The organism is Caldibacillus sp. 210928-DFI.2.18 (assembly GCF_020554505.1).
Classification (GTDB): domain Bacteria; phylum Bacillota; class Bacilli; order Bacillales; family Caldibacillaceae; genus Caldifermentibacillus; species Caldifermentibacillus hisashii.
The window spans coordinates 54077-74840 of sequence record NZ_JAJCHL010000001.1; the positions used below are offsets into that span (position 1 = coordinate 54077).

Below are 20764 nucleotides of genomic sequence, written 5' to 3' on the forward strand. Positions count from 1 at the left end.
AAGGAGAATGGAGGAATTCAAATGGGAGTTTTTGATTTATTCAGATTGGATGGCAAAACAGCTATTGTAACCGGTGGAGGTAGAGGACTAGGTGCGCAAATTGCAGAGGCATTTGCTGAAGCCGGAGCAAATGTAGTGATTTGTTCAAGAAGACTGGAACAATGCCAAGAAAAAAGTGAAGAGTTAAAAAAGAATTTTGGAATTGACTCAATAGCTTTAGCCTGTGATGTCAGTAAACATGATGATGTAAAGAAGGTTGTCGATGAAACGGTTAAGCAATTTGGCACCGTTGATATTTTGGTCAACAATAGTGGAGCCACTTGGGGGGCGCCTGTTCTCGATATGCCTTTTGAAGCTTGGCAGAAAGTTATTAATGTAAATATAACGGGTACATATTTAATGAGTAGAGAAGCAGGAAGAATCATGATTAATCAGGGAAGCGGTAAAATCATTAATATTGCTTCCATTGCCGGGTTTGGCGGTACGAATCCGGAAGTGATGAATACGATTGGTTACAATACAAGTAAAGGTGCAGTGATAACATTTACTAAAGATTTGGCAGTAAAATGGGGACAATACAACATTCATGTAAATGGAATTGCGCCAGGATTTTTTCCATCGAAAATGTCAAATGCGTTAATAGAAAAAGGAGGAGACAAAATTCTGGCGAACACGCCTTTGAAGCGGTTCGGCAGTAATGAAGACTTAAAAGGTGCTGCACTATTCTTGGCCTCAAGAGCGTCGGATTTTGTGACAGGAGAGATTATTAAGGTCGACGGAGGATCGAGTGCTTACGCCTGATAAGTGAAACTTCCATCAAGGTGGGTTTCTATATCCCTCACCAATCTTTTTGTCAACTTGAAAATCATGAGGTGGGGGTGTTACTGGCGAGGTAGGGTAAAGAATGATTATGGATAGACGATAAAAAAGTGAATTTACAATCAAGCGAGGTTTGAAGAAGATGAAAGAAAAAATAATTGAAAAAGCAATTGAATTGTTTGAAAAGAAAGGTTTCAGTACGACGTCTATCCAAGATATTGTCGATGAATTAGGAGTAACGAAGGGCTCTTTTTATTATCATTTTTCCAGCAAAGAACAATTATTGATGGATATTTATAATGAATACATTACGAACCTATTGGACAGACAAACAAAAATAATCGCAAATAAAACGCTGTCACCAAAGGAGCAGCTGATCGAAATTATTCGGCTGTTAATTGACGATCTTATCGAAAATGGACCCCGGGCACGTATTTATTTTCGGGAAATGCGACATTTATCCGAAAATCATATCAATACGATTAAAAAGATTCGAAAACAATTTCGTAAAAATATTGAAATGGTTATCAGAACAGGGGAGGAACAAGGTGTTTTCAGAAATCAGCTCCCTGCAGATATATTAGCGTTTGCTCTCCTTGGACTGACAAACTGGAGTTACAACTGGTACACACCGGATGGAGAAATCCCGCCGGATCAACTGGTGAAAATTTATTCAGAATTGCTGCTTACAGGTTTACTGGATAAAGATCATCAACGAAAGCTAACAATCACACAAAACGTTTTTAAAAAGAACTAGAAAGTGCTCGTCAGATTTACAGATAAGTAGATTCTCTGTTGTTAAAAAAATCAATAAGCGGAAAGGATTGCTCTGGTTTCTTCCTTTTCCGCTAAATTGGACGAACGAAATCATAGCGTAAAGGATGGTGCGGATAGTGGGATATTCCTATCATGATACAATCAGTGTCAGAAAAGGGGAAGAATTAGATAAAGAGACACTGACAAAATTTTTAAAAGAAAATTTACCGTTTATTCCTGATGGACCGTTGGAGATTGAACAATTCGGGGCAGGTCATTCCAATTTAACTTATTTATTACGGATCGGAAATTGGGAAGCGGTTCTAAGACGGCCTCCCCACGGACCGGTTGCACCGAAAGCACATGACATGCACCGTGAATATCGGATTTTAACAAGCCTTCATCCGTATTATCCGACAGCTCCAAAACCATACATTTTTTCGGATGATGAATCAATTATTGGAAGTCCTTTCTTTATCATGGAACGGAGAAACGGGGTTGTTGTCGATACCGAATTTCCTGAATGGGTGACCTATACCCCGCAATTGGGTCGGAACCTGTCGATATTGATGGTTGATAAACTCGTAGAACTGCATGAAATTGATTACCGAAAGACAGAACTAATGACGATGGCGAAACCGGATGGATTTATGGAAAGGCAAGTAGCAGGCTGGACAAAACGGTACGCACTTTCCAAAACCGATGAAATTCGCGGTGTAGAAGAGTTAACCAATTGGCTTGCGAAAAAAATTCCGACATCCCCGGAACCGACGATTATTCATTATGATTATAAATTAAATAATGCCATGTTCTCGCCTGATTTTAATGAAATGGTCGGACTATTTGACTGGGAGATGACAACAATTGGTGATCCTTTCGCTGATCTTGGCGCCGCTCTCAGCTATTGGGTGGAAGAAAAGGATCCTGATGAATTGAAAAAAGCATTCGGTGCGGAATCAGTAACAACGAAAGAAGGCTTCTTTACACGAGAAGAATTTATTGAACGATATGCAAAGAAGAGTGGCAGGGATTTAAGTCATATCCAATTCTATTTGACCTTTGCTTATTTTAAACTAGCGGTTATTTGTCAACAAATCTATTATCGATATAAAAGAGGGCAAACAAGTGATCCACGTTTTGCCAAATTTCAAAAAACAGTTGAAAGTTTGATTCATCATGCTTTGAACTATAGTAAAGGTGTGTGAACCATTGAAAATCCATACACTTTTAAAAAAAGAAGAAATCGACACGGTACAAATGAATGAGGAAAAAATTGCCGTTGTATTTGATGTGCTCATGGCCACATCTGTCATTGCTTCTTGTTTTCATTATGATGCAAAACAGGTTATCCCTGTTTTGGACGCGACCGAAGCATTACAGGAAGCAAGGAAGTATCCTCCTGATGAAGTCGTTTTAATAGGGGAACATAACGGAATTACTATTGAAGGCTTTTTCGATCCTTTGCCTTCTGTATTTAAAAAGCAGGTCTCAGGGAAAACGGTTATTTTATCAACTACAAATGGAACGGTAGCCATTAGAAATTCTTCAAATGCCAAAAAACTCTATGTTGCTTCCTTGCTTAATGGTGAAGCAGTAAGTAAACATATTGCAAGGAATATTCATCAAGAAACGATTATCGTAGTTTGTTCAGGCTCATCAAACACTTTTTGTTTAGAAGATTTCTATGGTGCCGGTTATTTCATTGCACAATTTGTTAAGGAATTCGGCGAAGAAAAGGTTGAGTTAACCGATAGTTCATTGGCGGCAAAATTATTTTATGAAAATAGAGCTGAAGACTCCTATGAAATTCTCCGTCAATCACGGGTAGGTATGAATTTACAAAAATACCATTATGACGAAGATCTGTTATTTGTCAGTCAAAAAGGCGCTTTGCCACTTATTTTGACTTTAGAAGAGAAAAGATTGATATCGATAAAGAAAGAAAAAGTCGCAAATAAAAGGGAGGAATAAGATGAATTCAACTCATTTTCAGTATTGGCCGGCACGGTTGCCAAAAACTTTAACAGTACCGAAAACAACACTTTATGAAAATTTAGTTATAACCACTAAGAAATATCCGCAAAAACAAGCTTTACACTATTACGGGAAATCTTATACGTACAAACAATTGCTTGATGAAGTCGAAAGGTTAGCCGGATATTTGGAAAAAGTACTTCAAGTAAAGTCGAATGAAAAGATTTTACTGTTTATGCAAAATTCACCGCAGTTCATCATCAGTTTTTTTGCTATATTACGGGTTCGTGCAGTTGTTGTTCCAATTAATCCGATGAGTTTGACAAAGGATTTAGAATTTTATATTAAGGATTGTCAGATTAAACATGCCTTGGTCAGTCAGGAATTATATGAAAAAGTGGCACCGCTCAAAGGTTTCACATCGCTTCAAAGTATTATTGTGACCACATATTCAGACTATGCAAGCGAAGAACAAGCGATAGGCAATTTACCTCCAGAAGTAAAGGCACCACGTCAAACATTGTCACAAGACATTTCATGGCAAGAAGTTCAAAAGGCCGGATTTTCACCATCCCCTTATACTGGTGTAGCAGATGATGTTGCTGCTATTCCATATACATCCGGGACAACCGGATTGCCAAAAGGGTGTGTCCATACAAATAAAACCATTCAGGCCAATACGGTCAGTGCTTACCAGTGGATGAATGTGACCGCAGATGCCGTAGCTTTAACGACTTTACCGCTTTTTCATGTGACAGGACTTATTCACAGTCTTCTTGCACCGATTTATGCAGGCAGTACGATTATTTTATTTACAAGATGGGACAGAGATTATGCGGCAAAAGCGATCGAACAGTTTCAATGTTCGCACTGGATTAATATTAGTACGATGTTAATTGACTTTTTAGCAAACCCAAATCTTAAAGAATATGATCTTTCATCTTTACAAGTCATTGGAGGCGGCGGAGCAACAGTACCACAGGCTGTTGGAGAAAATTTATACAAAAGAACCGGTTTACAATATGTTGAAGGATACGGATTAACTGAAACTATGTCACATACCCATTTCAATCCGCCAGACCGGCCAAAAATGCAATGTCTTGGGATTCCTTCCTTCAATACAGATGCAAGAATTATTGATATTGGAACAGGAAAGGAACTTGGTCCTAATCAGGAAGGTGAACTCGTTGTCAATGGTCCCCAAGTGTTTAAAGGGTATTATCAACGGGATGAAGAAAATAGAGAAGCCCATATTGAGATTGATGGAAAATTATTCTTTCGGACCGGTGATATTGTAAAAATGGATGAAGAAGGATACTTTTTTATGGTTGATCGATTAAAACGGATGATTAATGCTTCCGGTTTCAAAGTTTGGCCGACAGAAGTAGAGTCGATTCTTTATGAACATCCTGCTGTTCAACAAGCTTGTATTGTCAGTGCCCCTGATCCAAGACGAGGAGAAACCGTGAAAGCTTATATCATTTTGAAAGAAAATGCAAAAGGTAAAGTTACTGAACAAGAAATCATTGAATGGGCAAAGGGAAAAATGGCAAGTTATAAAGTTCCTAAAATAGTAGAGTTTCGCGAAACATTCCCGACCACAAGTAGCGGAAAAATATTATGGAGAGTTCTTCAAAAAGAGGCAATGGAACAAAAAACAGCTTCAATCTAATTACAATTAAGCATGAAAAATGCTTAGCATGAATATTTTGATGTGAAGGAGAAAAACTTGTAATCTTGCAATTGGATGTAAGCGCTATCTATTAAATCGATTTTGGAGGTTGGTAATATGGAAAAAGTCTGGCATAAGCATTATCCAAAACATATTCGCCCAGAGTTGGAGATTCCCAATCTATCATTGCCTGAAATGTTGGTCGAAACAGTTAAGAAATATCCTAATCATCCGGCCCTTTATTTCTTCGGACAAGAAATTTCTTATACGAAGTTAGGGGAACTGGCCGGTGCATTTTCATCTTGCCTGCAACAGGATGGTTTTGAAAAAGGAGATCGGGCAGCAATTATGTTACCGAATTGTCCTCAGTATGTCATTAGCTATTACGGAATTTTACAAACGGGTGGAATTGTAATCCAAGTAAATCCGATGTATACATCGAACGAATTGGAATACATTTTACGGGATTCCGGAGCAAACGTCATTGTGATCTATGAACCATTGTTGCCGGTACTGAAACAAATTATTGCAAACACTTCTGTTAAACGCGTTATTACTGTAAATTTTGAGGGAAAAGAAGCAGTGGATGAGTTCTCGATTGATTTTGCCAGCTTTTTAAAATCAGTAAAAAAACCGCCGACACCGGTAATGATTCAAGCTAGTGAAGATGTTGCCGTATTGCAATATACCGGTGGAACAACCGGACGTTCGAAAGGGGCCATGCTTACCCATCGAAATTTACTGGCCAATGTAATCCAGTGTTATGAGTATTTTAAAGATGAGATTAAACCGGGGCAAGATCGTATGTTGACTGTTATTCCATTGTTCCATGTATACGGGATGACGTCCTGTATGAATTTGGCAATCTATACCGGTGCACTTAATATTTTGTTACCGCGATTCGAAATTGAAGAAGTATTGCAAACGATTAAAGAAAGAAAACCGACTTCCTTCCCGGGTGTGCCGACAATGTATATCGCATTAATCAACCATCCGAAAGTAAATGAATACGGTCTTGACAGCATTTCAATTTGTAATAGCGGCAGTGCACCGATGCATGTGGAATTAATGCGTACCTTTGAAGAGAAAACCGGGGCAAAGATTCTGGAAGGGTATGGACTGTCAGAAAGTTCACCGACAACACATTGTAATCCGGCATTTGGTCCGAGGAAGCCGGGCAGCGTAGGTATTGGTGTTCCATCCACCGATTATAAAATTGTCGATTTGGGCGATGGTATAAAAGAATTAAAGCCCGGCGAAATAGGCGAATTGATTATAAAAGGACCGCAAGTGATGAAAGGATACTGGAATATGCCTGAGGAAACAGCGAATACACTTCGGGATGGATGGCTTTATACCGGTGATATTGCCTACATGGATGAAGATGGCTATGTCTACATTGTGGATCGGAAAAAAGATATGATTATTGCCAGCGGGTATAATATATATCCCCGTGATGTAGAAGAAGTGATTTACCAACATCCGGCGATTAAAGAAGCGGTTGTGGTCGGTGTACCGGAAGCCTATCGCGGTGAAACCGTAAAAGCTGTCGTCGTTTTAAAAGAAGGTCAACAAGTATCAGAAGATGAATTAATCAGTTTTTGCCGTGAAAAATTGGCTGCTTTTAAAGTACCGAGAATTGTTGAGTTTCGGTCAGAATTACCAAAAACAAGCGTTGGTAAAATTTTAAGAAGAAAGATTAGAGAAGAATCTGCGAAAGTTTCAAAGTAATTCAATTAGTTGAAAGTGTTATATAAGACTATAAACATTCAGGCAGTTGTTTGGAAACGGGTCCTCTTTGTTGAAAGGAAATTTAGAAGAGGACCTGTTTAAAAATTCCCGTTCATATGCGTTGGAGGTGTGGTTAGTTTGAGTTCCGTACTAAAAAAGAGTTGGCCAAAATTTATCCCGGAAACACTAGAGTATCGTCTTGGTGAAAGACCATTACACGAATATTTAATACAAAATGCAACGGACTACCCAAATGAAACTGGGTATGTTTATTACGGGAATCATATCTGATTTTCCAGACGAACCGATTAAAAAGGGAGGTATATGTAGTATGCAAAGTTGGAAAGTGACAAAATTAGGCGAACCGAAAGAGGTATTGGCATTGCAAGAAGTGCCGGTTCCATCTGTTGAACCGGGAAAAGTTTTAATAGAAGTTGAAGCGGCGGCGTTAAATTTCTTTGATATTTTACTTTGTCAAGGAAAATACCAGGAAAAACCCCCGCTTCCTTTCACTCCGGGTTCTGAAATTTCCGGGGTTGTCAGAGATGTTGGGGAAGGTTGCAATCTCAAAATAGGCACACGTGTTCTTGCTACCCCCGGTTTACCAAATGGCGGTTTATCGGAGTATGTCGTCATTCCGGAACATTCCGTCTACGAAATTCCGGATTCAATGTCAAGTTCGGAAGCTGCCGGAATATTTATTACCTATCAAACGACTTACTATGCACTGCATCATCGGGCAAATCTCAAAACTGGTGAGGTATTACTCGTTCATGCCGGAGCTGGTGGAGTTGGTTCTGCTGCCATCCAACTTGGTAAGGCGATTGGAGCAAAAGTAATTGCTACGGCGGGCGGAGCTGAGAAAGTAAAAATTTGTCAACAATTGGGAGCAGATGTTGCTATCGATTATACACGTGATGACTTTGTGGATATTGTTAAGAAAGAAACTAATGGGCGAGGAGCAGACGTTATTTATGATCCGGTCGGTGGGGATGTATTCGACAAATCCCGAAAATGTATTGCCTTTGATGGAAGAATCCTTGTCATTGGTTTTGCCGGCGGAAGAATTTCAGATGCTCCGGTGAACCACGCATTGGTAAAAAACTATTCCATTGTTGGTGTCCATTGGGGATTGTTTGCAAAGCTTTATCCGGAAAGAGTAAAAGAAATCCATCAGAAGTTAATGAACCTTTATGAACAAGGAAAGATTCATCCTCTTATCTATCGTGAATTTGATTTAAAAGAAGTTCCGGAAGCATTAGAAATTTTGGCCGAGCGGAAAACATACGGAAAGTTAATTGTAAATATATCAAAATAGAAATTCAATAAAGATAGAAAGGAAGATTGGATGAGGTTACAGAATAAAGTTGCCATTATTACAGGCGGTGGGGGAGGAATCGGCCGTGCCACTGCATTAAAATTTGTTGAAGAAGGTGCTCGGGTCGTTATTTCTGATATTCAGGAAGCAAAAGGCATCGAAACTGTCAGCATGATTAAAGAAAGGGGAGGTGACGCATTATTTATAAAAGTAGATATGTCCAAACCGGATGAAGTTCAGTCATTGGCAGAAGCAACAATGAATACATTCGGAAAAATTGATATTCTTTTTAACAATGCAGGGGTAGGCAGTATGGAGAAAAAATTGCCCGATGTTTCTTTGGAAGAATGGCAACAGGTAATTAATATCAATTTGACCGGTGTCTTTCTGGGAATGAAATACGTCATTCCAAAAATGGAGCCGGGCAGTTCCATTATTAATACAGCAAGCATCGCCGGGATAAAGGGACAAAAGCTTGTTAGCGCCTACTCAGCATCCAAAAGCAGTGTCATCGCTTTAACAAAAACGGCCGCGACCGAGTTTGGCAGAAAAAATATACGAGTGAATGCCATCGCCCCCGGAATTATTGATACAGATATCGTTGAAGATTGGAAGAAGTCGGAAAAATGGCCGATTCTTTCAACGGCAAATGCATTAAGAAGAGTCGGAAAACCGGAAGAGATTGCTAATGCAGTGTTATTCCTGGCCTCAGACGAATCCTCCTTTATAACCGGTGAAACATTAATCATTGATGGAGGAACATTAAACCTTTAGAAATACATAATTTAATAGAAAAGGAGACTAGCTATGCACGAAATTGAAGTATATGTCCGTTTTAGTGAAACCGATGCGGCCGGACATGTAAATAATACAAGTTATTTTTTATATATGGAAGAAGCACGGACAAAATTTTTCAATGAACTGGGTTACGGTCATCATGAATCCTTACCCGGATTAAATTTAATATTAGCTTCAACAAAATGTGATTATATTGCTCAGAGCTATGCAGGTCAAACATTAAAGGTGGCGACCACTGTTTCTAATATTGGAAATAAAAGTTTTACAGTCGAACATCTCATTACCAATGCTGATTCCGGAACCATCATCGCAAAGGGAACAGCCACACTCGTTAGTTTCGATTTTGAACAGCAAAAAACAATGCCGATTCCGGAAGTCGTTCGGACCAATTTAGAACAATTTTTACAGCCACAGTAATTGAAAGTGAGGGGTTTCAAATGAAAAATGAAAACAGACGTTTCATTTTAGGTAGCCGGCCAAGCGGAATGCCGACAAAAGAAAACTTCCAAATCGTAACAGAGGCTATCCCTGAGATTAAGGAAGGAGAAATTTTAATTCAAACAATCTTTTTATCCGTCGACCCTTATATGCGTGGAAGAATGACCGGGATAAAAACATATGTTGACCCGTTTGAAGTAGGTAAAGTTTTAACCGGCGGGGTAGTCGGTAAAATTGTCGAATCGAAACATTCGAATTTCCAAGAAGGGGATATTGTAGAAGGGCAACTTGATTGGGCGGATTACTCCGTTTCAAACGGGCGCCACATTCGAAAAGTGGATCCGAACTTAGCACCGATTTCGACAGCGCTCGGCGTTATCGGAATGCCGGGTTTAACCGCTTATTTCGGGCTGCTAGATATTGGAAAACCAAAAGAAGGGGAAACGGTTGTCATCTCAGGGGCAGCCGGTGCAGTCGGCATGGTTGTCGGCCAAATTGCGAAACTAAAAGGTTGTCATGTCGTTGGTATTGCCGGTTCCCAGGAAAAAATCGCATATTTAAAAGAAGAGCTGGGATTTGATGCAGTTATCAATTATAAAACAGATCAAATAAAGCAGGCGTTAAAAACAGCTTGCCCAAATGGTATTGACGTTTATTTTGATAATGTTGGCGGAGAAATTTCCGATCTAGTGATGCGCTTTATGAATTTCCATTCGCGCATCGTCCTTTGTGGTGACATTTCTCAATATAATAATGAAAAAATTGAATATGGACCACGTTTCCAAAGCCTGTTAGTAACCCGTAGTATTTTAATGCAAGGATTTATTGTTTCCAATTATTCTAAACGTTTTGCGGAAGGATACCGTGACTTGGCAAAATGGGTGAGTGAAGGTAAATTGAAATATCGGGAAACGATTATTGACGGGTTGGAAAACGCACCGGATGCATTTATCGATTTATTTTATGGAAAAAACATTGGAAAACAACTAGTCCGAGTATCAAATGAGTAATTCTTAAAAATACTATTTAGGAGCTGTGCAAAAAGGCCAGCTCCTAATTGAATAAGTAAGCAACTTTTTCAATGAAATTTTTTTCTTGCGTTTTACGTACCGAACTCAACGATTTCTCAATAAGTATGTAACAATTTGACTTCTTTTTTGATATTAATAAAAAAATAAAATAATGTTTCTCTCAAAATAAAGTTTTTTTGTGCATTCTCAATAAAATCAGATTATAAGTGTAACAATTGACCTTATAGCAACCGGATGAATGTACTTTCGTCAATCACTTCCATTATCCGTTAACAATTTCCCCACCGTTTATGTGTAAAACTTGACCCGTCATATAAGAGGAATCTTCGCTGGCTAAAAATACATAGGCAGGGGCGAGTTCAGCAGGTTGACCGGCTCTTTGCATCGGAGTAGTTGACCCGAACGTTGCTACTTGATCACTTGTAAAGGTAGATGGAATGAGTGGTGTCCAAATTGGACCAGGTGCAATCGAATTAACACGTATTCCTTGTTTCACGAGAGAAGCGGAAAGTGATCTCGTAAATGAAACAATTGCTCCTTTCGTTGCTGAGTAGTCTAGTAAAGTCGCGTTTCCTAGATAGGCGGTAACACTGGAAGTATTAATAATGACACTTCCTTTTTGTAAATCGGGAAGGGAAGCTTTTGTAAGATAAAAATATCTACTATGAGGTTATCATTGCCAAAAAAGTGGAAAATATGATTGATTTGTCATTATGATGAATAAATGTATAAATTTGACACGAAAGGCAAAATTATCTATGAGGAGGTGGAATGTATGCCAAAAATCGGTGTTGCGTCTTCTTTGACAGATGTAAAACATGCATTAATGGAAAAAGGATATGATGTGGTAGAATTGAAAAATGAAAACGATGCTTCCGGTTGCGATTGTTGTGTAGTAACAGGTCTGGACTCCAATATGATGGGGATGCATAATACGGTTACACAAGGTTCAGTCATTGAAGCCAGTGGATTAAGTGCTGAAGAAGTTTGCCGTCAAGTGGAAAGCAGACTAAGTTAATTTATACTTAGGATTGTATTTTGCCTTTTCGCTTCATGATAAAACCTTGAAATGCGGAAGGCTCATAATCAATCCCAAAAATAAAAAGAAAACGTTTACAAATATTTGGTTTTGTATTAAAATAAACAGTAATAACACATGTTTTAACATTCTATTGTTAGTTACTTGTGTTTCCTCCATCATTTTGCAGGTCTGCCAAAAAGCAGATCACTTTGCCAGTTCATAATGACATCATCTATTCCGTGTCATTTATTGAACTGGTTTTTTTGTTAAAGAAATGATTGGGATTTACAAATAATTTTATGGAGGAAAACATAAATTTTATTGAAGGGAGCTGAGTAAAAACGCATTGCTGAGACATGTGGAAAATGAATGCACTGTTTTTTACGCACGACTATAACAGGAGTTTTGTCACGATTGTTTAAAATTATCACTTGGACTATTTATAGGAGATGAAAAAAATTGAACTTTGATTTTACCGAAGAACAAAATATGCTAAGAGAAACAGTTAGAAGCTTTGTAGATAAAGAGATTGTTCCCTATATTCGTGAATGGGATCGTTCCGGTGGATTCCCTCGCGAAATTTTCGATAAGCTGCGTGAACTTGGTTTAATGGGCGTTTGCATTCCGGAAAAATACGGTGGGAGTGGCATGGATTATAATTCACTTGCCATTGTCTGTGAGGAATTGGAAAGAGGAGATACAGCTTTCCGGACGGCGGTTTCTGTCCACACCGGACTAAATAGTTTAACTTTACTGCAATGGAGTACTGAAGAACAAAAGCAAAAATATTTGGTTCCACAGGCGAAAGGGGAAAAAATTGGCGCATTCGGGTTGACGGAACCGGCGGCAGGTTCAGATGTGGCTTCTATTCAAACAACCGCGAAAAAAGAGGGAGAGTATTATATTCTTAACGGTCAAAAAACATGGATTTCCCTTAGTGATATTGCCGATCATTTTATCGTATTTGCTTATACCGATAAAACAAAGAAATATCACGGGATGTCTGCATTCATTGTGGAACGGACTTGGGAAGGCTTTTCATCTAAAGCTATTAAAGGAAAATTAGGGATTCGTTCCGGTAATACGGGGGAGTTATTTTTTGAAAATATGAAAATACCAAAAGAAAACTTACTTGGTGAAGAAGGTGAAGGATTCAAAATTGCGATGTCTGCCCTCGATAACGGCCGTTTTACGGTTGCTGCCGGTGCAGTTGGTCAAATCATGGCCTGTCTGGAAGCAAGTGTAAAGTATTGTCATGAAAGGGAAACGTTTGGAGAACCTATCGGTAAACATCAATTAGTCCAGCAAATGATTGCCAATATGGAAGCAGGTTTACAAATGAGCAGACTACTTGTTTATAAGGCTGGGGAGTTGAAAAATCAAGGAAAACGTAATACACGTGAAACCTCACTCGCAAAGTGGCAGGCATGTGACTTTGCCAATAAAGCTGCCGATGATGCTGTCCAAATTCACGGAGCCTACGGTTACTCCGATGAATATCCGGTAGAGCGATTTTTACGGAATTCGAAAGCACCGGTTATTTATGAAGGAACAAGAGAAATCCATACAATTATGCAAGCAGAGTATGTGTTAGGTTATCGAAAGGATAAACCATTAAACAAAATGCTACCAGCTTGGGAAGGTAACAATGAACTGAATATCAAGTAAAACTCAATTTGATAATAAAAGGGGTATTTCATCCTTGTTTGTTGCAATTTGCATTTCTTACCCCTTTCGTCTTTTTACTGAAAATTTATCCCGCATAAACGGTCACTAAATTTTCCCCTTGAGGCTTAAGAGAAATCAAGGATGTAGGGGGGAAGATAAGTGCCTGATTGGTACAGCTAACCATCAGTGGGGATAGAGAACTCCCTTGATGGAAATTTCACTTTATTCCACCTTACTGAACCCCGCTAAACTTTCAACTACAAATGAAACCAGATTAATGGCAAAATATTCCAATACTATATCATGTCAAGATTTCCTACTAAAGCAGCAACTTACAAACGGTTCAAAATGATACTGAATCAGTTAAACAACTAGTAAAGTCATCGTGATTATTAGAATGAATAAAAATTAATGGTCACAAACTTTTTGACTTGTCACAATATAAAAAATACAGAAAGGAGTATTGTGATGAAAATCGGTGTGTTAGGCTCTGGACTTATGGGCAAAGAAGCAGCCCGGGACTTGGCGGAAAGTTCCGGTGTAACAACAGTCGGATTGGCTGATCTTGATTTTAACCGTGCAAAAACAGTATGTGAACAAATTCAATCTCAAAAATTGACTCCCTTTCAAGTCGATGCTCGTAATGAAGAAGAACTGGCGAATTTTATGAGTCAATTTGATTGTATTATTAATGCACTATTTTACTCGTTTAATGAAATCGTCGCAAAAACGGCAATTAAAGTGGGTGTTCATTCTGTAGATTTAGGTGGTCATATCGGTCATATGACGGATAAAGTACTTGCATTAAAAAATGATGCGAAAAACGCCGGAGTTACCATTATCCCTGATTTAGGGGTAGCTCCGGGTATGATTAATATTTTATCAGGTTATGGATACAGTAAGCTTGATAAAGCAACAGCGGTAAAAATGTACGTGGGCGGAATTCCGGTAAGACCGGATCCACCATTAGAATACAATCATGTGTTCTCAATGGAAGGTTTACTTGATCACTACACCGATCCTTCTTTAATTATTCGTAATGGAAAATTAATGGTTGTACCATCGTTATCTGAAATAGAACCGATTTATTTTGAAAAATTTGGTCCACTGGAAGCCTTTCATACATCAGGCGGAACTTCAACATTATCTATTTCTTATCCGGAATTAGAAACATTGGAATATAAAACGATTCGTTATCCAGGTCATGCGAAAAAGATGAAATTACTTGTTGATTTAAATCTTACAAGAACAGATTATGAAGTTGAAGTTGACGGAAAAACCATTAATCCAAGGAAAGTACTATTAAAGGTCCTAGATCCGATTGTTGAATTAAAAGATAAAGACGATGTCACTTTATTACGGGTAATCGTTTCAGGGGAAAAAGATTTAAATCCAGCTACTTATACGTATGAAATGGTGACATTTAAGGATTCAACTAAAAATATCACCGCGATGGCGAGAGCAACAGCGAATACGATTTCAGTTGTTGCACAAATGATTGCAAATGGTATTATTACAAAAAGAGGCGTTTATCCACCTGAACAAATTGTTCCCGGTGATATTTATATTGAAGAAATGAAAAAGCGTGGTGTGGTTATATCGGAAAATTTAAGTTGAATGGAGACCTTGGCTAACAAGATCTCAAATTTCTAGATGACCAGAGCATTTTTACTCTGGTTTTTTTATATAATCAATCGCAGCTTTAAGAATATGTTTGTCATTATCGAAGGTCACTTTGTCGATGGCTTCAGATAACGGGAACCATTTTGCATCACTTACTTCCTCCAGTTGACGATGAATGGCAGTTGGTTTTGTGTAAGCAAGAAAATAAATAACCTCTTTTAAAACGCCCTCGGCAGGAGAATAAGTAACCACTTTGCGAAAGTTCGTATCCAATTCAACTTGAAGACCGGTTTCTTCTGCAATTTCACGAAGGGCAGTTTCAGTTTCAGTTTCGTCCTCTTCCACATGTCCCTTAGGAAATGCCCAATGCCCGCCGTTTTGATGTTTAATAAGCAGAACTTTGTGAGGTTCTTCGGATGTAAAAACAATGGCACCGCAAGATTTTTCTCTTTTCATATAAACAATCCTTTCTTTACCAATTAATCAATATTATAACAAAAAAAGATCAAGGCTGTATGATTGTTTATTAATCTTTGCAAAATTTTAATGGAATAGTGATTTAAGTTCCCATCCTTGATATCTTTCCAATGAAGCAATTAATTAATATAATACAAATAGAAAAATAAAATGACAGGGGTTATTCATGTGGGCTATGTTGAGGATTTACGTAAAATTATTGGATCAAGACCTATTATTTTGGTAGGTTCTGTTACTGTTATTGTAAATGATGAAGGTGAAATTTTATTACAGGAAAGAACATATCCTACTGGTTTTTGGGGATTACCGGGTGGGTTAATGGAACTGGGAGAAACAACGGAAGAAACAGCACGTCGGGAAGTATTTGAAGAAACCAGTCTCGTCGTTGATCAATTACAATTTATTAATGTGTATTCAGGACCGGAATATTTTGTCCGTGCACAAAATGGGGATGAGTTTTTTATGGTTACTGTTGCATATTATACAAAGCATTTTTCAGGGGAAATGAAGGTCGATTTTTCAGAATCGGTATCGGTCCGATTTTGCCATCCGGATAACCTACCCGGACAATTGGTAAAAGGCCATAAAGTAATCTTGGATGAATTTTTAAGTAAGCATTATAAAAACATATGAAAAAACAAGCAACACCTTTCTTAGGAGAGGTGTTGTACTCATTTCATAGCTTGAAAAAGTGTTAACCGAATACATCCATGTAGTTGCTGCAATTTTTGATATGGATTGAGCAAAAGTTGCTGTCTATTTTCTTCCGTTTATTAATAGGCGAAATAATATCAAAACGCTCAAAATTTCAGTGCCAATAAATTTTTCGTAAAGCCGAGGCTAACATTCAGGGTTAATTTATTTCTAAAAAAAATATTTTTAAATCGAGATATTTTAATTGACAGTGATTTCTTTTGCTCTTATACTTATGTATATAAATAAGCTTACATAAAGTAAGTTGAAATGGAGGAATTAATTATGGCAAAAGAAAAATGGGTTTTAGATGCAGCTCATAGCAGTGTTGATTTTTCTGTAAAACATATGATGATTTCAAAAGTGAAAGGAACATTCCATACGTTTGATGCAACAATTGAGGCTGACCCGACCGATTTAACAACCGCAAATATTGATTTTGTCGTTGATTTGGCAAGCATTGACACAAGAAACCAAGACCGTGATGGACATTTAAAATCTGCAGACTTTTTTGATGTAGAAAATTATCCGAAATTAACGTTTTCTGCTACAAAGATTGTCAAAACAGGGGATAATGAGTATGCTGTAACCGGCGATTTGACCATTCGTGGTGTTACACGATCAGAAACATTCAAAGTGGAGCTCGTTGGATTATCTAAAAATCCGATGACTGGTGCTGAAACTGCTGGTTTTTCCGTCAGCGGACAAATCAATCGAAGCAATTATGGATTAACATGGAATGCTGCACTAGAAACCGGCGGCGTACTTGTTGGTGATGAAGTAAACATCTCACTTGAATTAGAAGCAACAAAAGGATAAGTAAATCTGCCAGGTGATCACGAGAGGAAAGTGGTCAGCTGGCATTTTTGTTGTTTTTTAGTAATTTTTTTCACTACATTTACTTATCCATCTATATAGTTCAGTGCCCAAGTTTGCAATTCCTTCATCACCGGATTTAATGCCAATCCTTTTTCGGTTAATGAGTATTCCACCCGGACCGGCACTTCCGGGAATACTTGTCTTGATACAATCCCCAGTTTTTCCAGATCCTTAAGGCGTTCTGAAAGGAGTCTGCCGCTAATCGGTATGGAACTTTCGATTTCACAGAACCGCATGGGACCATTCATTAATTGGTAAATAATTAATCCTGTCCAACGTTTCCCAATGATTTCAAAGGCCTTTTCTACCCGTGGACAAAGTGTCGGTTCCAACATCATCACCCCACTTTAACATGATTTTATCGAAAAAAGAATACGATCTACGTAAGCAAGTTTATAATCATAATAACATGAATCGTTCAAATCCTATAGGTCATTATTCTCACCTAGATGATTGAATTGGATGATACTTAATCATTTTTGGTAAGTGTTTTTTTTATAAATTCCTGTACATTTTTCATTTTTTTTCTACTTCTATTCATAATTTATTCATAATTTTTGTCTAAAATAATTGTAGAAAAAAGAGAGGGGAGGATAATAAACATGGAAGATTTCACAAACAAAAATCATGATGAATCTTTCGACAAACCAATTGATAACGATCAAAATGTTGATCAAAATGCGATGAATAAAACGACAAAACAATCGGATGGGAATGATTTACAAACAAACGAGGAACATGCAAATTCCCAAGAAACTGTTCGTCATTCTTCAACAAATACAAGCAGTGACCCGAACGATCATTTGAATGAGGATAGAAATAAGAAGAAAAGGAAATTCAATATCAAAACAATCGGATCAAATTTATTAGTTGGTATCATAAGTTCTGTATTAACAGTTGGTCTTGTTTCTTATTTTGGATTTCCGGCAAATGGAAATGATGATGGAGATACGACATCAGACGCGAAAGTAGTTCAACCGGTTTCAAAAGATGCGGTGTATACGAGCACGTTTACAAAAGCAGATCAAGCAACCATTGCCGATATCGTTGAAGAAATGTCACCGACCATTGTTGGTGTTATTAATCTTCAAAAAATGCAAAGTCAGTTTAATTTGCAATCAGAAAGTGTTCAAACCGGATCGGGTTCGGGTGTCATTTTTAAGAAGGATGATAAATATGGTTACATTATTACAAATAATCATGTCATCGAAGGGGCAAACGAGATTCAAGTATCATTATATAGCGGTGAAAAAGTAAAAGCAGAAGTCGTTGGTGCCGATGCATTGACCGACTTAGCAGTTCTGAAAATTGACGGAAAATATGTTAATGAAGTAGCTAGTTTTGGAGATTCCAGTCAATTGCGTACCGGTGATGAGGTGATTGCGATTGGAAATCCGCTTGGTGAAGAGTTTTCAAGAACGGTAACCCAAGGGATTGTCAGTGCTACCGAACGTTCGATATCAGTTAATACATCCGCAGGGGAATGGGAAATCACGGCTATTCAAACGGATGCAGCCATTAATCCCGGCAATAGTGGTGGTGCTTTGATTAATGCAAATGGGGAAGTTATCGGAATTAATAGTTTAAAAATTGCTGAGGACGGTGTGGAAGGTTTAGGATTTGCGATTCCGAGTAATGATGTAATTCCAATTGCTGAAGAGTTGATTAATAACGGTGAAATTAAACGGCCATATTTAGGTATTCAAATGTATGATGTATCGAATATTGTTCAATTTTATCGTCAGAGTATGTTTGGAAACTTGGAAAACGGTATCGTCGTTGCCGCTGTTGAACCGGGCTCACCGGCTGCTAAAGCAGGTTTGAAAGTAAATGATGTCATTGTTGGCATTGATGGCAATGAAATAAAAAATGTTACCGAATTAAGAAAATATTTATATAGCAAAGTAACACCGGGAGATTCCGTTAAAATCGATTTTTACCGAGATGGAAATAAACAAACAGTAACGGTGGAAACGACCTCAAGCTAAAGATAGGGAAACGGGAGGGAGTAGTACGAATCCTTCCCGTTTTTTATGGGAATTAGTACTCCTATTAAGATTTCAGTCAAACGGGCGCGAGGAAACCTATAAAACGTCCGATTGGTTCGGTCAAATAATCAGTGAGGATATTGATTCCCACCAAAGAATAAAGTTCCCTTTTTGAATATGTTTGTTTTTAAAAACTTTCCATTTTCCAAGATTTGTACTATAATATTTTTGACAATGAAATCAACGTTTCCACAGGGGGAGCTGTTGCTGAGAGTGAATAGCAATCGTAAAGAGAGCTATTCAGACCCTTTGAACCTGTCTAGTTAATACTAGCGTAGGGATTGTGGAAGAGAGGTAGGATTTATTTTCTACTTTTCTTAGCTTCCTATGGAACGTTTGATAAAAAAACATAGGAGGTTTTTTTATGCGTTCAAAACAATTACAACCATTAATTGAGTCTGCCATTATGGCGGCATTGGCACTGATCATTGATTTGTTGCCGTCAATTCAATTGGGACCATGGATTAGTATGTCATTTGCTATGGTACCGGTATTTATCGTTTCTTTCCGTTGGGGATTCCGATATGGTGTAGTATCCGGGTTGCTTTGGGGACTGCTGCAAGTAGTAACAGGAGATGTTACTTTTCTTCACTGGTTCCAATTTCTTGTTGAATATTTTGTTGCATTTGCTTGTGTCGGATTTGCCGGCTTATTTATGAATGTAATACAAAGGAAATTTCGTGAAGGACAAAAATTGGCCGGTTTAGGTTTTGCTGTTCTCGCTATGTTTATCGGTAGTGTTGCTAGATATATATGGCATTACATTGCCGGAATCGTTTTTTGGGGAAGTTACGCACCTGAAGGACAGCCGGCTTGGGTATATTCTTTAATCGTAAATGGCTCTGCTTGGTTGGGTTCATTTTTGCTCTGTTCGTTTGTTATGGCGTTTCTTTTGTCAGCATCTCCACGAGTTTTAACAGTAAGCCGAAACCAATAAAGCAAATAAGGAAGGGGGCTATCCAATTAGGAGCATCCCCTGTTTTATTTTATCTATTCAAAAAAGTTAAAAAACGGGAACTGTTTTACATAAAAAAGTTGAAAATGGGGATTCATAGGAATGGTACAGAAAACAAGGAGGGATTTTATTTGAGTAACTTAGAATGGTTGTCTCGAATTGAACAAGCAATCAGTATAAGCTTACCTGAAGTGAGTGCAAAATTTGATGACTACGAAATTCGGTTAACCGTGAATACGACGAAAAAACACCCGTCACTATCTTTTTATACAGAGATAGATACAAAGATTTTTGAATTTTGCACCATTTACTTCGATCCGGTAAATCAAGAACTTTATTCTTACTATTGGAATGAGGATTTTGAATTAAATTCAAAAATTCTTTTTACTGAGTTGGAAGAGATCATTGACTTTATCTATGATGCATTTTTTGACTTTTTGGATCATGTTGAGGAAGATGACGAAAACGAGCAAGTGGAAAGCAGTTAAGAAAATGAAGAATTGGAAGACGAATTCCCTTATAGCGAGATTGATGTTATTGAAGAAAATATTCAGTGGATTTCAAATAATAAACATTTAGAAATTGAACAAAACTGGAACGGTGGTGACCATTTTACTATTCTTTTAAAATTAGGTGTCAATACCGAGAATGGGGACGGCTTGCTCTATCGAAGTGTGATTTTTGAGGAAGATGAGAATGAAGTACAAGAAACAAATTTCTTCTCATTTAAGGAAGAAGAGGCAGAATATGTAATCGACTTATTAAATGATTATATCCGCTATCTAGAAAAGGAGTAAGCAAAATGAGTATTAGGGCTGCTCCAGGCACTTGGAACTTCCCTAATACTCGAAACCTAACTGAAT

Annotated in this window: 22 protein-coding genes, 1 pseudogene and 1 riboswitch; of the genes and pseudogenes, 20 read left to right on the plus strand and 3 right to left on the minus strand. The window is 37.9% G+C overall.

From position 1 onward, the window contains the following. Nucleotides 1–21: 21 nt before the first annotated feature. From LIZ98_RS00265 to LIZ98_RS00315, 11 genes are all read left to right on the plus strand, one after another. Nucleotides 22–801: an SDR family oxidoreductase gene (locus LIZ98_RS00265; protein WP_034770011.1), complete on the plus strand. Its 780-nt coding sequence runs from the start codon at nucleotides 22–24 to the stop codon at nucleotides 799–801. 160 nt (nucleotides 802–961) lie between these two features. After that, nucleotides 962–1576 (plus strand): TetR/AcrR family transcriptional regulator, encoded by a 615-nt coding sequence (locus tag LIZ98_RS00270; RefSeq protein WP_227138647.1) that lies wholly within the window; start codon nucleotides 962–964, stop codon nucleotides 1574–1576. Between the two features lie 136 nt (nucleotides 1577–1712). After that, entirely contained in the window at nucleotides 1713–2780 is a 1068-nt protein-coding gene (locus LIZ98_RS00275) for a phosphotransferase family protein (RefSeq protein ID WP_227138646.1), read from the plus strand. Nucleotides 2781–2784: 4 nt separating this feature from the next. Continuing rightward, a complete protein-coding gene (locus LIZ98_RS00280) occupies nucleotides 2785–3546 on the plus strand; it encodes a 2-phosphosulfolactate phosphatase (RefSeq protein ID WP_227138644.1) in 762 nt (253 codons plus the stop codon). Nucleotide 3547: 1 nt separating this feature from the next. Beyond that, on the plus strand, nucleotides 3548–5221 hold the full coding sequence (locus LIZ98_RS00285) for a long-chain fatty acid--CoA ligase (protein ID WP_227138642.1): 1674 nt from the start codon (nucleotides 3548–3550) through the stop codon (nucleotides 5219–5221). Between the two features lie 117 nt (nucleotides 5222–5338). Further along, on the plus strand, nucleotides 5339–6952 hold the full coding sequence (locus tag LIZ98_RS00290; protein ID WP_227138640.1) for a long-chain-fatty-acid--CoA ligase: 1614 nt from the start codon (nucleotides 5339–5341) through the stop codon (nucleotides 6950–6952). 138 nt (nucleotides 6953–7090) lie between these two features. Further along, a complete protein-coding gene (locus LIZ98_RS00295; protein WP_161792890.1) occupies nucleotides 7091–7243 on the plus strand; it encodes a hypothetical protein in 153 nt (50 codons plus the stop codon). Between the two features lie 40 nt (nucleotides 7244–7283). Next, nucleotides 7284–8270 carry an NADPH:quinone oxidoreductase family protein gene (locus tag LIZ98_RS00300; RefSeq protein WP_108898011.1) on the plus strand — a complete coding sequence of 329 codons (987 nt, stop codon included), beginning with the start codon at nucleotides 7284–7286 and terminating at the stop codon, nucleotides 8268–8270. A 30-nt stretch (nucleotides 8271–8300) separates the two neighbouring features. Continuing rightward, nucleotides 8301–9044 (plus strand): SDR family NAD(P)-dependent oxidoreductase, encoded by a 744-nt coding sequence (locus tag LIZ98_RS00305; protein ID WP_041845196.1) that lies wholly within the window; start codon nucleotides 8301–8303, stop codon nucleotides 9042–9044. Nucleotides 9045–9077: 33 nt separating this feature from the next. Beyond that, nucleotides 9078–9485 carry an acyl-CoA thioesterase gene (locus LIZ98_RS00310; RefSeq protein ID WP_034770023.1) on the plus strand — a complete coding sequence of 136 codons (408 nt, stop codon included), beginning with the start codon at nucleotides 9078–9080 and terminating at the stop codon, nucleotides 9483–9485. A gap of 20 nt (nucleotides 9486–9505) precedes the next feature. Further along, a complete protein-coding gene (locus tag LIZ98_RS00315; RefSeq protein WP_227138639.1) occupies nucleotides 9506–10516 on the plus strand; it encodes an NADP-dependent oxidoreductase in 1011 nt (336 codons plus the stop codon). A gap of 283 nt (nucleotides 10517–10799) precedes the next feature. Here the strand turns inward: LIZ98_RS00315 and LIZ98_RS00320 are convergent. Then, nucleotides 10800–11195 (minus strand): annotated as a pseudogene (locus tag LIZ98_RS00320) (SDR family oxidoreductase); the annotation flags it as partial. Nucleotides 11196–11312: 117 nt separating this feature from the next. On the opposite strand from LIZ98_RS00320, the gene LIZ98_RS00325 reads away from it, so the two are divergent. The 3 genes from LIZ98_RS00325 to LIZ98_RS00335 all read left to right on the plus strand — a co-directional run bounded on the left by LIZ98_RS00325 (nucleotide 11313) and on the right by LIZ98_RS00335 (nucleotide 14843). Then, nucleotides 11313–11555 (plus strand): YkuS family protein, encoded by a 243-nt coding sequence (locus LIZ98_RS00325; protein WP_034770026.1) that lies wholly within the window; start codon nucleotides 11313–11315, stop codon nucleotides 11553–11555. Nucleotides 11556–12017: 462 nt separating this feature from the next. Beyond that, nucleotides 12018–13226, plus strand: coding sequence for an acyl-CoA dehydrogenase family protein (locus LIZ98_RS00330; RefSeq protein ID WP_227138638.1), 1209 nt, complete (start codon nucleotides 12018–12020; stop codon nucleotides 13224–13226). Between the two features lie 468 nt (nucleotides 13227–13694). Continuing rightward, nucleotides 13695–14843, plus strand: coding sequence for a saccharopine dehydrogenase family protein (locus LIZ98_RS00335; protein ID WP_227138637.1), 1149 nt, complete (start codon nucleotides 13695–13697; stop codon nucleotides 14841–14843). A gap of 51 nt (nucleotides 14844–14894) precedes the next feature. Here the strand turns inward: LIZ98_RS00335 and LIZ98_RS00340 are convergent, their stop codons facing one another. After that, nucleotides 14895–15305: a bis(5'-nucleosyl)-tetraphosphatase gene (locus LIZ98_RS00340; protein ID WP_034770032.1), complete on the minus strand. Its 411-nt coding sequence runs from the start codon at nucleotides 15303–15305 to the stop codon at nucleotides 14895–14897. A gap of 189 nt (nucleotides 15306–15494) precedes the next feature. Here LIZ98_RS00340 and LIZ98_RS00345 point away from each other — a divergent pair, with 189 nt between their 5' ends. Further along, entirely contained in the window at nucleotides 15495–15959 is a 465-nt protein-coding gene (locus tag LIZ98_RS00345; RefSeq protein ID WP_034770034.1) for an NUDIX hydrolase, read from the plus strand. 345 nt (nucleotides 15960–16304) lie between these two features. Beyond that, nucleotides 16305–16838: a YceI family protein gene (locus LIZ98_RS00350; RefSeq protein WP_227138635.1), complete on the plus strand. Its 534-nt coding sequence runs from the start codon at nucleotides 16305–16307 to the stop codon at nucleotides 16836–16838. A gap of 83 nt (nucleotides 16839–16921) precedes the next feature. On the opposite strand, the gene LIZ98_RS00355 is transcribed toward LIZ98_RS00350, so the two are convergent. Beyond that, nucleotides 16922–17233, minus strand: coding sequence for a winged helix-turn-helix transcriptional regulator (locus LIZ98_RS00355; RefSeq protein WP_227138634.1), 312 nt, complete (start codon nucleotides 17231–17233; stop codon nucleotides 16922–16924). A 267-nt stretch (nucleotides 17234–17500) separates the two neighbouring features. Between LIZ98_RS00355 and LIZ98_RS00360 the strand changes: the two genes are divergently transcribed. The 4 genes from LIZ98_RS00360 to LIZ98_RS00375 all read left to right on the plus strand — a co-directional run bounded on the left by LIZ98_RS00360 (nucleotide 17501) and on the right by LIZ98_RS00375 (nucleotide 20698). Continuing rightward, nucleotides 17501–18886 (plus strand): S1C family serine protease, encoded by a 1386-nt coding sequence (locus LIZ98_RS00360; protein WP_108898016.1) that lies wholly within the window; start codon nucleotides 17501–17503, stop codon nucleotides 18884–18886. 244 nt (nucleotides 18887–19130) lie between these two features. Continuing rightward, nucleotides 19131–19245, plus strand: a riboswitch (TPP riboswitch). Between the two features lie 65 nt (nucleotides 19246–19310). Beyond that, on the plus strand, nucleotides 19311–19883 hold the full coding sequence (thiT, locus tag LIZ98_RS00365) for an energy-coupled thiamine transporter ThiT (RefSeq protein ID WP_227138633.1): 573 nt from the start codon (nucleotides 19311–19313) through the stop codon (nucleotides 19881–19883). Nucleotides 19884–20032: 149 nt separating this feature from the next. Next, complete coding sequence (locus LIZ98_RS00370) at nucleotides 20033–20389, plus strand: hypothetical protein (RefSeq protein ID WP_034770043.1); 357 nt, start codon at nucleotides 20033–20035, stop codon at nucleotides 20387–20389. Nucleotides 20390–20401: 12 nt separating this feature from the next. Then, a complete protein-coding gene (locus tag LIZ98_RS00375; protein WP_034770044.1) occupies nucleotides 20402–20698 on the plus strand; it encodes a hypothetical protein in 297 nt (98 codons plus the stop codon). The last annotated feature ends 66 nt before the right edge of the window (nucleotides 20699–20764 follow it).